The following is a 12,967-nucleotide window of genomic DNA, read 5'->3' as shown; positions in this document are numbered from 1 at the left end:
AAACGATTGCAACACTGCCTCTAGATTTCCCATTTGTGTGATAATTAGGCTACAGTTCGGAGCTGAAAGACCAGGAAAAAAATCGTGTTATGGCTTTTATTCAATGGCTTAGATTGCCAGACTGATCTGCGCCCGCAGCCTCAAGAACCATCCCCAGTCCCACGTAGTCGCCGCGGAGGCGCAGCGTAACGCCGTGACTCATCCAGTAGGCGCCACTTGCCGCGGACGGAACGCCGTCCGGAAGCTGCCCCCCGCCCAGCCGTCGCGCACGATAGCGGCGTGCCGGATCCAATCCGGCAAGCTTGGTAGCCTCCCACTGATCGCGCCACTCTGAGCTGCGCTGCATGGCGAAGAGCACGCCCTGCGAACGATCGGGCGAGACGTAAAAGGTTGCCGTCTGTGAAGCACCGTCGGTCGGTCGCACAAGGCGATACAACTGGCCCCGCTGCACCGTCTCGCGAATGCCCTTGTATGCCTCGATCCAATTTCGCGCGGTCTCGTCGTCAGCGCTGGTCCACTTGTTGAGATCGGCCCCGATCCCCAGTCCTCCCTGCATGGCGGACAGGAAGCGGAAATCGAGCGATGTCGTCCGGCCATTCGCCCAGTTAGGCACGTCGGTCACCCAGGCCATCATCACGGCCGGCGCATAGGCCATGGTGAAGCCATCCTGGATGGCCAGTCGGTCATAGGGATCGGTGTTGTCCGAGGTCCAGGCCTGGTCGGTAAGGCCCATGATCCCGGTATCGATACGACCACCGCCGCCCGAGCAGGTCTCAATTTCCAGACCCGGGTGTCGCTTCCTGAGTTCCGCCAAAATATGGTAGAGGTTGCTTATGTAATCGACGTAGACCCGCTGCTGGTCAGGCCCTGCCTCGGGCCAGCCTGGCTCTGTCCAGTTGCGGTTGTAGTCCCACTTGATGAACTGGATGTCGTTCTCGCGCAGGAGCTTGTCGAGCACGCTCAGGAGATGGTCGCGGACGTCGGTCCGCGCCAGATTGAGCACCAGTTGGTTGCGCCCTTCGGTGCGTGGCCGTCCCGGGAAGTTGAGCACCCAGTCCGGATGGGCGCGATAGAGTGCGCTGTCCCGGTTCACCATTTCAGGCTCGAACCAGAGACCGAAGCTCATACCGAGAGCATGGACCCGATCGATCAGCGGCTTGAGGCCTTGCGGAAACTTGGCAGGATTGACCGTCCAATCACCAAGGCCGGCCTTATCGTCGTTCCGTTGGCCGAACCAGCCATCGTCCACGACGAAACGCTCCACCCCGAGCTTGGCGGCCCGCTCGGCCAGCTTCATCTGGCCTTCCGCCGTGACATCGAACGCTGTGGCCTCCCAGGAATTGTAGAGGACCGGCCGCAGCTTGGCTTGGCGGCCGCCGGGAATCACCTGGTCCATCTGGAAGCGATGGAATGCCCGGGAGGCTCCACCCAGGCCAGAGCTGCTGTAGCCTGCATAGAAACGAGGACTGTCCAAGGATTCGCCGGGCCTAAGCGTCCACGCGAAGTCATGGCTATTGTATCCGCCCGCGATCCGAACCCGGCCGATGTTATCTGTCTGGGCGGACAACCTGAACGACCCGGACCAAGCGAGCGCACCGAACCAGACCGGGCCCGATTCTTCGGTGGTCTGCCCGGGGCGGGAAATCGCCAGCCACGGCTGGTTGCCATGCCCTACCGACCCTCGCCGGCTTTCCAGCACCGTCAGCGCTGGAGACAGCACCACCGCATGCGGCGACCATTCGGCGGCATGGCGGCCCGAAAGGAAGTGGAGCTGGTATGTGGTCGCGCCGGGCAGCGTAAGGTTGGCCGCAGCGAAAGATTCGATCTTGATGGGCGCACGGCCGCGGTTCGTTACTGTCGCCGAGCGGGTGATCACACCGGTTTGCTCATCGATCGCATAACGCAGGTTGACCGTCAGCGGACGCTCGATGTCGGCCAGTTCGACCACGAGACTTTGACCGTCCATACGATAGGAACGATACTTGAGGACCAGATCGCGACTGCCATCGCTGAAGGTGACCTTGAGGCCCGGGTCGGTGACCAGCCCCTCGCCCTGCCCAGCAAACTCCTGGGCTGTTTGCATCCCGGCAGGGTCGAAGCCCGAGAGCTCTTTCGATGCCCTCGCTAGCAGTGGTTCACCCTTGCCGAGTGAACTGCCCCAGTAGAGCGGCTGCAGATAGCCCTTCTCATCCACCCCGATCGCATAAGTCACATCGGCGCCATCGAGCCGGAAGACCTTGTTGGCCTCATCGACGGTGACCTTTGCAAGCAAGGTCTGAGGCGCTGTGGTCGAGGCGATAGCCAGCGCTACAACGGACAGCCTGCGACGAAAGGAAGGCAGAGCGGGGGTCATTGCACGGCTCCCTGGACAGTGGGATGGTCAGTGATGCGGAGAGTATAGCCCTGGCGCTTGGTCTGGCCGGGCTGGATCACATCGGTCTCGGCGAACTCTCCGCGGCCGAAGGCGTTGGGGGCATGGCTCACCGGCTCAACACAGAACCAGGTCTCGTTGGCGGGTGCGAACAGATGGAATCCTGCACCCTGCCCTTCGAGCAGCAGGCCGAGTGAACCGCACCTCACCCCGATCGCGGGGTTCGCGCAGACAAAGAAATTGTCCAACCTGTCCAGCAGGTCGAGTGGCACCGGCGCTGTCGAGAACAGGCTGGTGGGCTCACGTCGGATCGCCAAGCCCGAAGGATCATTGACCCACATTCCGCGGGTTTGGGCCGACAGGGCGCTCCCCGCGCTCCTCGGAAAGTAAGGATGCCAGCCAAGTCCTAGCGGCATGGGCCTGTCCGGATCCAGATTCGTGACCTCAAGCTGTAGCGAGAACAGGCTGTGAGTAACCCTTACATGTTGACGAGCGAGGTACCGCCAGGGCCAGCCGAACGCCCAATCCTCACCCCCTTTGTAGGCAAAGACCGCGTGATCGGTGCCGGCCGTTTCGGTCCACCATTCCCGCCTCCAACCTTCTCCGTGATGCGCATGGGGAAAGGCCGCCGGGTCCGCGCGCAGCGCCACGTCAGATCCGCGGAATGAAAAGCACGCATTCCCGATCCGGTTGGCGAAGGGAACCAGCGGAAATGCCGCTGCGTCAAGGATGTTCGATGCGCTATCGACCGAGCGCAAGAGATCCAAGCCGCCCCAGCGCAGCGCGAGCACCGCGCCCCCGAGCGCCGGGCAAAGTCGGCAGGTCATCGCCCCGCTACGCAGATCGACGTGTCCGCTCATGTAAACGCGAACTCAGCCACATGGTGGATCGTGCCGCAGTCTAGCACCGCATCGACCAGCTTGAGCGGACCGAGATCGAAATCCGAGGTGCCGCTGGCGATAAGCCCTGCAAACTGTTGGTAGAGCCGAGGATACTCGCCATCGGCCGATGACTGCCCATCCTGCTGGAAGCCTTGTCCGTCGCTCGAGCAGACCGCCCCACCATCGGTCAGGACAAGGGTACCCTTATCGGTGCAGACTTCGATGTCCCACTGCTGGCGCCCGGTTTCCAGAATCGAAAGATCGCAAGACACCGGTGCTTCGCCGCACCGCATGGTCACTTTTGCTGCGACGGGACTGGCGCAATTCACCGGAATAAAGAGATCGGCCGATACGACGGCGAGCGTTTCCGGGAGAATTCGCGTGAGGATGGAGAACGCGTTGATCGCGGGATCGAACACGCCAAACCCTCCGGCCGATACCAACCAGGTCTGGCCCGGATGCCAGCGGTAAATGCTCTCCCGCCATATCACCCTGACCTCTCGGATCGACCGCTCTTGCAGCCATGCCCGGGAGGTGGAAACGGCCGCAGCCTCACGCGAATGCCACGCCGCAAACACGCTCCGACCGTTTTCCCGCGCCAGCCGCTCCAACGGCGTGGCTTCGCTGGCACGGGCTGCCGGGGGCTTTTCCAGCATCAGATGCATCCCGGAACTGAGCGCTTTGGCCGCAAGCTGAGCGCGAATGCCGGGCGGTGTGCACAGGATCACCGCGTCAAGATCATGACCCGCGGCCAGCATTGAGTCCATGTCTGCATATCCGGGCACATCGGCGAGTTCCCCGTCTGGACTGGCCGTAGCGATCAAGTCGAATGCCGGGTCCGCGAGAATCGCTGGCACGTGCCGGTCGCGGGCAATCTTGCCCAGCCCGACCAGGCCCACCCTGAACGGCCGCCCCCGACATGCAATCCCCGCTTCCATTCTTATTTGTATGATATATACGTTTATACGAGTCAATCGATTGTATCGGAATCTTCTGGATCATGGACGAAATGCTGCGCCACCCCGATGCACGTGGCTTCGGTACCACCCCGCTGCGCTCGCGGGCCTGGTTTGACAATCCCGCCTCACCCGACATGACCGCGCTCTATCTCGAGCGATACTTGAACTATGGCCTGAGCATCGAGGAACTGCAGTCGGACCGACCAATCATCGGCATTGCCCAGACCGGTAGCGACCTTTCACCCTGTAATCGGCACCATTTGGCCCTCGCCGAGCGCGTGCGCGACGGCATCCGTGAGGCGGGCGGCATCCCGATCGAGTTCCCGGTTCATCCGATCCAGGAAACCGGAAAGCGTCCGACGGCGGGGCTTGACCGCAACCTCGCCTATCTCAGTTTGGTGGAAACGCTGTTCGGCTATCCGATCGACGGGGTGGTTCTGACGATCGGCTGTGACAAGACCACACCGGCCTGCCTGATGGCTGCGGCGACAGTGAACATCCCGGCGATCGCGCTCTCGGTTGGGCCGATGCTTAACGGCCACTACCGGGGCGAGCGCACCGGTTCGGGGACAATTGTGTGGAAAGCACGGCAGATGCTGGCTGCCGGCGAGATCGACACCAAAGGCTTCATCAAACTGGTTGCTTCGAGCGCACCGAGCACTGGCTTCTGCAACACGATGGGCACAGCAACAACCATGAACTCGCTGGCCGAGGCGCTGGGCATGAGCCTACCCGGCAATGCTGCGATCCCTGCCCCCCATCGCGACCGCGCTGAAAGCGCTTGGCACACTGGCCGCCAGATCGTGGAGATGGTCCGCGCCGATCGCAAACCCTCCGACGTGCTGACCCGCACAGCCTTCCTCAACGCAATCCGCGTGAATTCGGCGATCGGCGGCAGCACCAATGCGCCGATTCACCTTAATGCCATAGCACGTCATGTCGGAGTCGAACTCAGCCTCGCCGACTGGGAGGAACATGGCGCTGACGTGCCACTGCTGGTCAACCTGCAGCCCGCCGGTGAGTACCTGGGCGAAGACTATTACCGCGCCGGGGGAGTCCCGGCCGTGATGGGCGAACTCTATCGCGCCGGACTGCTCGACGGCGCCGCCCTGACCGTGAACGGACGGACCGTGGCAGACAATGTCGCAGAGGCGCGGATCGAGGACGAACGCGTGATCAAGCCGTTCTCCCGGCCCCTGCTTGCTGCCGCAGGGCTGACGGTGCTCTCGGGCAACCTGTTCGAGGCGGCAGTGATGAAGCAGAGCGTCATCTCACCCGACTTCCGGGCGCGCTACTTGTCCAACCCAGAAGATCCCGACGCCTTTGAAGGCAGGGTCGTAGTCTTCGATGGACCCGAGGACTACCATGAGCGGATCGACGACCCGGCGCTCGGTATCGATGAGCACACGTTGCTGGTCATCCGTGGGGCCGGCCCGATCGGCTATCCCGGCGGCGCCGAGGTTGTGAACATGCGTCCGCCTGCCGCGCTGATCCGCGCAGGTATCGACGCCCTGCCCTGCATCGGCGATGGGCGGCAGTCAGGCACCAGTGGCAGCCCCTCAATCCTCAATGCCTCACCGGAGGCGGCCGCAGGTGGCGGACTGGCCTTGCTGCGGACGGGCGACCGGGTCCGGGTCGATCTGCGCGCGGGAACTGTCAACGCGCTCCTGTCTGCCGCGGAACTCGACCAGCGCCGGGCCGAGCAACAGGCCAATCCGTTCACCGGCCCACCAAGCCAGACACCGTGGCACGAAATCGCCCGAAACGAGACGGGGCAGTTCGCCGGAGGGGCGATTATCGAACGGGCCGTGAAGTACCAGCGTATCGCCCAGACTATGGGCCTGCCCCGCGACAGTCACTAGCGCTCCGATGAACGACTGGACCATCCTGCCGCGCCTGAGGCGCGATATTCTCGGCGAAGGGATCACCTACAACGCCCAAGAGGGCTCCCTCTATTGGGTCGATATTCTCGGCCAGCGGGTCAACAAGTACGACCTGGCCACCAACGCCTATCATGAATGGGGCATGCCCGACCTGATCGGCTGGATTATCCCCAGAGCAGCCGGAGGTTTCCTGGCAGGCCTGCGTTCGGGGTTCCACCGCCTTGAGCTTGATGGGCTGGCCAGAGTCAGTGCGGTCCCGTCACCGGTCATTCCGAATGGGCACCGGCTGAACGACGCCAGTACTGATCACCTAGGCCGGATCTGGGCGGGTTCCATGGGAATGGCCGAAGATGGCCATTCGGGTGCGCTGTTCCGGCTTGACCCCGACGGCCAGTGGCAAGAGGTCGATGCTCCCTATCGCATCGCAAACGGCCCGGCCCATTCGCTCGATGGGCGTCTGCTCTATCACGCCGACAGCGCCCGTGGCCTGGTTTACCAGATGTCCGTTCACGACGACGGCAGCCTGGGCCCGCGCGCCGTGCACATTACCTTTCCGAGCGAATGGGGTAGCCCCGACGGCATGACGATAGATGCCGAGGACGGTCTGTGGATCGCCCATTGGGGAGCTGGCTGTGTGAGTCGGTTCGATCCCGACGGCCGTCGTGAGCGCGTGATCCGTCTACCCGCCAGCCAGGTCACTCGGCCCTGCTTTGCTGGCGAGCGGTTCGACCGGCTCTTCGTTACCAGCGCTTCCGTTGGTGTAGACGAACCGCTGGCTGGCGCGGTGTTCGAAGTCGCTCCCGGCGTGCGAGGCGTTCCGCAAAAGCCATTCGCCGGATGACCATGCAGTCAATCCACCGTCATGTCCGACTGTTGGGCGATAAGGTCCATGACATCGCCGATAATGGCGGTCATGGCCTTGCGCGCCGCTTCCGGATTGCGGCGCTTGATTGCATCTCGAACGGCTCCATGAGCCGCAAGGTCTGCAGTTCGCCCGACAATCCGATTGGTGAACCGGATGGAGGTGCGCAGCGCGGTCGAAACAAGATCGCGAAACTGCATGAAAAAGGGATTGCCGCTGGCTTTCAGCACGGCAAGATGGAAGGCGATGTCGGCATCGAGCCCGTCGTCGGCGCCGTTTTCGGCTGCTACCATCCTTGCATAGCCCTGATCGATTTCTGCCAGAAGATCCGGGCTCTTGTTCGACGCCGCGAGGGCCGCCGCCGCCGGTTCAATCGCGACCCTAAGCTGATTGAACTGAGCCAACAGTTCGATCGAGACCTTGCGTTGCAAGAGCCACCCGAGCACGGCGGGATCAAGCAGGTTCCAGTCGGCCTGCGACCGCAACGTGATTCCCTGGCGGGGACGCGCACTCAACATCCCTTTCGCGGCCAACATCTTGATCGCCTCGCGGGTCACGGACCTGCTCACCCCGTTTGCGTTGCTGATGTCCGCTTCCGTCGGGGAAGGCCGGCCATCGAACGCCCCGGTAACGATTTGGGCGCCGAGACGGTTCAACAAGCCGAAAGTCAGGTTCGGGCCGAGATCGGACGTAGGTTCGGGCACGGCAACCATCACAGAATTGGTCTCACTTTAGAGAATTATCACATAAATAGACAATCGACGCCTCTGGCAAGGGGCGCTGCACGGGGGATCGGATGACACATCTATCGACACTCGATGCTGCCATGGTGCTGGCCTATGCGGTGTTCATCTTCGGCTTGGCGCAGTGGGTCAGCCGCCGACGAGCCGACACAGTGGACGACAGTACCGGTTACTTTCTGGCGGGCCGGACATTGCCATGGTGGGCTATTGGTGCGTCCTTGATAGCGGCCAACATCTCGGCCGAACAGATCGTCGGAATGGCGGGATCGGGCTACGCTATTGGGTTGGCCATCGCCTCCTACGAATGGATGGCAGCAGCCACCCTGCTGATCGTCGGCAAGGTGTTCCTGCCCGTGTTTCTCAAGAACCAAATAACCACCATGCCCGAGTTTCTGGAAGCACGGTTCGGCCCGACAATCCGCACGGTCATGGCGGGGTTCTGGCTCGTGCTCTATGTCTTTGTGAACCTGACCTCGATCCTCTGGCTCGGCTCAATCGCGGTCACCAAGGTGGCGGGGATCAACCAGGATCTGGCGCTAGCGATGCTTGGCTTGTTTGCGCTCGCCTACCAGCTCAAGGGCGGACTGAAAGCGGTGGCCCTGACCGACATCGTTCAGGTTGCGCTACTGGTAGCCGGTGGGCTGGTAGTCTCGGCGATCGCACTGGCCCATCTCGGCGACGGTGCCGGCATCACCGCCGGCTTCGTCCGGCTAACCCGCGAAACGCCCGAGCACTTCCACATGATCCTCGGCCCCGAAAGCCCGCACTACAAGGAATTGCCCGGTCTCGGCGTGCTGATTGGTGGGCTATGGATCGCCAACTTGTCTTACTGGGGCTTTAACCAGTACATCATCCAGCGCACGCTGGCGGCACGGTCGCTGGCCGAAGCACAACGCGGTATCGTGTTCGCCGCGGTTCTCAAGCTGCTTATGCCTGTGATCATCGTTCTGCCAGGGATTGCGGCCGTATTGCTCGCGCCAGGTCTCGCCAAACCGGACGAAGCCTATCCGACCATGATGGCGTTGTTGCCGAACGGTCTGCTCGGGCTGGTCTTTGCGGCGCTGACAGCTGCGATCGTGGCGTCCACTGCCAGCAAGATCAACTCGATCGCGACGATCTTCACGATCGATCTCTATGCGCGAAAGTTCAGCACGGGGGCGAGTGAGCGCAAACTTGTGAAGGTAGGGCGGATTACCGCCTGCATCGCCACACTGATCGGAATTGTTGCCGCGCGACCGCTTCTCGGCGGGCTCGATCAGGCCTTCCAGTATATTCAGGAGTTCTCCGGATTCGTGACCCCGGGCATCCTGGTCATTTTCCTGACTGGGCTATTCTGGCGGAGGGCCACCGAGGCTGGGGCGCTGGTCGGAGCGCTGGCCAGCGTAGTGTTCAGCGCGATCTTCCGCTTCAGTCCCATCGCGACGCTGAGCGAGGTGCCATTCATGCACCGCATGTCCATCGTGTTTGTTGCCTCGCTGGCACTGACGGTGATCGTCTCACTGCTACGTCCCGCTAGCGAGACCGGCCGGCGCGACATCATGCAGGACGTATCGTTCGCCACCAGTCGGGGTTTCAATGTCGCAGCAGCGCTGATCATCGCCATCCTCGTGGCGCTGTATGCCATTTGGTGGTGAGGATGGCCGGCCACCTGATCGCCGTCGACTGGGGTACGACCAACCGCCGGGTTTATCTGCTCGACGAGGGCGGGCAGGTGCTCGCAACAGCCCGCGACGACCGCGGCATCAAGGCGATGCCCCGCTCGGGCTATCTGTCTGAGACCGCCAGTCTCCGTCAGCGGTACGGTGACCTGCCGATCATTCTAGCGGGTATGGTCGGTTCGGCCAGGGGCTGGATTGAAGTGCCCTATCTGCCTTGCCCCATTGGCCTGGGGGAGCTGGCTGCGGGCCTGTCCTGGGTAGAGCCAGGCCGCACTGCGATTGTCCCTGGCCTGGCCCATCCGGATGGTGATGTGATGCGCGGAGAGGAAGTGCAGTTCCTTGGCGCGCATGCCTCCGGCCTCACCACCGGTGGCGGCCTGCTCTGCCAGCCGGGGACCCATTGCAAGTGGGCAAGGCTTGAGCAGGGTCGGATCGGCCAATTCTCCACCGCGATGACCGGCGAATTGTTCGCACTGCTGAAATCGCACAGCCTGCTCGCCGAGTTTCTGATCGGGGCGGTGTCGGACGACCAATCCTTCCGTGACGGGGTGCAGGACGGCCTGTCGGGCCGATTGCCGCGAGACCTCTTCCGGGTGCGCGCCGCAGCCCTGTTGGGCCACCGCACTGTGTCGCAGAGTGCATCGTTCGTCTCCGGGCTGCTGATCGGTCACGATGTTGGCGGAGTGGGTTTCGATCAGGGCGAACAGGTTTCGATCATCGCCGATCCCGAGCTCGGCGGTCTCTATGCAAGCGCCGTTCGGATTGCAGGAGGCAAGAGCCAGATCATTGATAGCCAGGCCGTGTTCGTCAGCGGCATTGCCCAGTTGTGGAAGGCACGCCGATCATGAGTCATTCCCCGCAATCGCAAGCGGATACCCTCGCCGCAGCGCTCGCGAGCTGTCCACTGGTGGCCATTTTACGCGGGATTCGGCCCGATGAGGTCGAGGCAGTTGCCGACGCACTGGTCGAGACAGGATTCACCCTGCTGGAAGTTCCGTTGAACTCACCCGACCCGCTGGCGTCGATTGCCCGCATTGCCGACCGCTATGGTCCCCATGTTCTCGTGGGTGCGGGAACGGTACTCAGCTGTGCAGACGTTGATGCAGTTGCAGCGGCGGGAGGACGGCTGATCATTTCGCCCAATGTCGATCCGGACGTAATCCGGACGACTGCCGAGCGAAACCTGATTTCGCTGCCGGGATACTTTACCCCCAGCGAAGCCTTCACTGCCCTGCGCGCCGGCGCAACCGGCCTCAAACTGTTTCCCTCGGAAGCCGCCAGTCCCATGGTACTAAAGGCACAGAAAGCGATCCTTCCAGCCCAAGTGCCGGTGCTTGCGGTCGGCGGGGTCACGCCTGTCAATCTGGCGGAGTGGTTCGCAGCAGGCGCGCATGGTGCCGGGATTGGTTCAGCACTCTATAGTGCGGGTGCGAGCGCATCAGATGTCGTCGCGCGGGCAGAGGCCTTCTTGTCTGCAGTGAAGATCGCAGGTTGACCTCTCGCCCCAGCCTTCGGGTAGCCAGAGCGCTGTGCCGTGAGGCGCTATGCTTGCGCGCCTCAAACCAACAGCTAGGTGAAAGCACATGAGATCAGCGCCTTTCTTCGCCAACGATGTCAGGCTTCATGCGCGTTCACGTGGTGAATTGGCGTCGCTTATCGGAGGCGAAGATGATCGATGAAGCTGCCCCAAAGCCCCGTCGTCTGCGCAACATAGCTGAACTTGCAAAACTTGCCGGTGTTTCGGCAGGGACTGTGTCACGAGCTCTTGCCGGTAAGGGCCTGGTGCGGGCAGAGACCCGGGAGCGCATTCAGGCCCTCGCCCGCGAACATGGATTTCGTCCCAACCAGATGGCCAGTGGCCTGAGGACGGGCCAGACTGGCGTGATCGGAATTGCAATCCCACTGGGGCACGAACAGGGTCAACATATCTCGGACCCTTTTTTCATGTCGCTACTTGGCAATCTGGCAGACACCCTGGTTGACCGCGGCTATGACATAATACTCCGCAAATGTCTTCCGAACCAAGATCCGGACTGGCTCGACCGGCTGACCGTTTCGGGTATGGTGGACGGAGTTTTGTTGATCGGGCAGTCCGACCAATTTGAGACGATTGAGAGGGTAGCGGCGAGTTATCTGCCTCTGGTGGTCTGGGGCACCTACAGACAAAACCAAACACATTGTGCTGTCGGGACGGACAGCTTCGCGGGAGGCCAACTTGCAGCAAACCACCTCCTGTCCAGTGGAAAGCAGCGCATTGTCTTTTTGGGCGACACTAGGGGTTTAGAGATTGAACGACGCTTGGCGGGTGCTCGAGCGGCCTTGGAAGCGGCGCAAGCACCGCACTGGATGGAACACTATGCCGTTCCACTCTCCGCGGACCAGATGGCAGAAGCAATCGGATCTGCGCTCGAAGTCATGGACCCGCGTACGGACGCAATTTTTGCCGCCTCGGATCTGATTGCGATGACGGCGATACGATTGTTGCACGAACGCAACCGGAGCGTTCCGGGGGACATCGCCGTTATCGGCTTCGACGATCTCCCGGTTGCAGAACAGACCACACCTCAACTGACCACGATAAAGCAGGATGTCGCAAACGGTGCCAGAGCAATGGCCAGTTGCTTGATGAGACGGATGCGCGGAGAGACTGTTCCGTCGCAGACGATGCCCGCTAGACTGATTCTGCGGGGAAGTGCGTGATCAAATGGCATTGTCAAAGGAACTGCACCGGCTAGCGAAAGGGCCGTGTCGGGGGTAGGGCAGGGGCATGCCGCGTCCTCGAAAACCAGCCAATCCGTTCCGTTACTTCCACTCCTCGCCGGAGGTGATTCGGCTTGTGGTGCTGATGTACGTCCGTTTCCCGTTGTCGCTGCGCAACGTCGAGGACCTGTTGTTCGAGCGCGGCATCGATCTCTGCCACGAGACGGTGAGGCTCTGGTGGAACAGATTTGGGCCGCTGTTCGCGGCCGACATTCGCCGCCAGCGGGTCAGCCGGATGCGGGGCTTCCGCCACTGGAAATGGGGCCTCGATGAGGTCTACGTGAAGATCTGTTGATGCCGGACGTATTCTCCCCAAAAGCGCCGAACGAAAATTCCCCAGTTTGAGGTGAGCGCCCATTCGCTCCGGGGCTAGCCCCGGAGCGAATGGGCAACGCCCCGCACGGATCACTCCTATGCTTCCCGGATCGGCGGGAGGGACCACGAGTGATCAGACTTGAGGAAATCGTCATGATCCATGACCTGAAACGACAGGGCCTGTCGGTGTCCGCGATCGCGCGCCAACTGGGTATCGATCGCAAGACGGTGCGCAAGCACCTGGCCGGCGGCGTGAAGGCGCCGGCATACAAACCCAGACCACCACGGCCCCGCGAGCTGGAGCCGTACGAGCCCTACCTGCTCGAGCGGATCGCGCTGTACCCGGGCCTGTCAGCCAAGCGGCTGTTCCGCGAAATCACCGCAATGGGGTTCGCGGGTGGCTACACAACCGTCACCGACTTTCTGCGCTCATGCCGGCCGCCCCGGATCAAGCCGTTCGAGCGACGCTTCGAAACGCCGGCGGGGCGGCAAGCCCAGGTCGATTTTGCGCAGTTCAAAGCCGAGTTCACCGACG

General features: G+C 62.2%; 11 protein-coding genes and 1 pseudogene. 8 read left to right on the top strand and 4 right to left on the bottom strand.

The features are described from left to right. Window positions 1-100 precede the first annotated feature (100 nt). From H7F49_RS11815 to H7F49_RS11805, 3 genes are read right to left on the bottom strand one after another with little or no spacing between them, the layout of a single operon-like run. Window positions 101-2,353, bottom strand: coding sequence for an alpha-galactosidase (locus H7F49_RS11815; protein ID WP_185683808.1), 2,253 nt, complete (start codon window positions 2,351-2,353; stop codon window positions 101-103). Beyond that, window positions 2,350-3,231 carry an aldose epimerase family protein gene (locus H7F49_RS11810; protein WP_185683807.1) on the bottom strand — a complete coding sequence of 294 codons (882 nt, stop codon included), beginning with the start codon at window positions 3,229-3,231 and terminating at the stop codon, window positions 2,350-2,352. The genes H7F49_RS11815 and H7F49_RS11810 overlap by 4 nt, the downstream gene beginning before the upstream one ends. After that, a complete protein-coding gene (locus tag H7F49_RS11805) occupies window positions 3,228-4,190 on the bottom strand; it encodes a Gfo/Idh/MocA family protein (protein WP_185683806.1) in 963 nt (320 codons plus the stop codon). The genes H7F49_RS11810 and H7F49_RS11805 overlap by 4 nt, the downstream gene beginning before the upstream one ends. Before the next feature lie 71 nt (window positions 4,191-4,261). Here H7F49_RS11805 and H7F49_RS11800 point away from each other — a divergent pair, with 71 nt between their 5' ends. Together H7F49_RS11800 and H7F49_RS11795 are read left to right on the top strand one after the other, a co-directional pair. After that, entirely contained in the window at window positions 4,262-6,073 is a 1,812-nt protein-coding gene (locus H7F49_RS11800) for an IlvD/Edd family dehydratase (protein WP_185683847.1), read from the top strand. A gap of 7 nt (window positions 6,074-6,080) precedes the next feature. Next, entirely contained in the window at window positions 6,081-6,935 is an 855-nt protein-coding gene (locus tag H7F49_RS11795) for an SMP-30/gluconolactonase/LRE family protein (protein WP_185683805.1), read from the top strand. An 8-nt stretch (window positions 6,936-6,943) separates the two neighbouring features. On the opposite strand, the gene H7F49_RS11790 is transcribed toward H7F49_RS11795, so the two are convergent. Then, window positions 6,944-7,669, bottom strand: a complete 726-nt coding sequence (locus H7F49_RS11790; RefSeq protein WP_185683804.1) for a FadR/GntR family transcriptional regulator — start codon at window positions 7,667-7,669, stop codon at window positions 6,944-6,946. A gap of 113 nt (window positions 7,670-7,782) precedes the next feature. Between H7F49_RS11790 and H7F49_RS11785 the strand changes: the two genes are divergently transcribed. From H7F49_RS11785 to H7F49_RS11760, 6 genes and pseudogenes are all read left to right on the top strand, one after another. Continuing rightward, a complete protein-coding gene (locus H7F49_RS11785) occupies window positions 7,783-9,333 on the top strand; it encodes a sodium/sugar symporter (RefSeq protein ID WP_235982113.1) in 1,551 nt (516 codons plus the stop codon). A 2-nt stretch (window positions 9,334-9,335) separates the two neighbouring features. Next, window positions 9,336-10,205, top strand: coding sequence for a 2-dehydro-3-deoxygalactonokinase (locus H7F49_RS11780; RefSeq protein ID WP_185683802.1), 870 nt, complete (start codon window positions 9,336-9,338; stop codon window positions 10,203-10,205). Then, window positions 10,202-10,852 carry a 2-dehydro-3-deoxy-6-phosphogalactonate aldolase gene (locus H7F49_RS11775; protein ID WP_185683801.1) on the top strand — a complete coding sequence of 217 codons (651 nt, stop codon included), beginning with the start codon at window positions 10,202-10,204 and terminating at the stop codon, window positions 10,850-10,852. The genes H7F49_RS11780 and H7F49_RS11775 overlap by 4 nt, the downstream gene beginning before the upstream one ends. Window positions 10,853-11,025: 173 nt before the next feature. Continuing rightward, window positions 11,026-12,057, top strand: a complete 1,032-nt coding sequence (locus tag H7F49_RS11770) for a LacI family DNA-binding transcriptional regulator (protein WP_185683800.1) — start codon at window positions 11,026-11,028, stop codon at window positions 12,055-12,057. 67 nt (window positions 12,058-12,124) lie between these two features. After that, window positions 12,125-12,406 (top strand): annotated as a pseudogene (locus H7F49_RS11765) (IS6 family transposase); the annotation flags it as partial. 155 nt (window positions 12,407-12,561) lie between these two features. After that, window positions 12,562-12,967 (top strand): helix-turn-helix domain-containing protein (locus H7F49_RS11760; RefSeq protein ID WP_328806698.1); only part of this gene is annotated, 406 nt, incomplete at its 3' end.

It is taken from the genome of Novosphingobium aerophilum (assembly GCF_014230305.1).
GTDB classification, from domain to species: Bacteria; Pseudomonadota; Alphaproteobacteria; order Sphingomonadales; family Sphingomonadaceae; genus Novosphingobium; species Novosphingobium aerophilum.
Note: the sequence above shows the minus strand (reverse complement) of the source record. Positions and strands in the feature narration are given on the sequence as shown.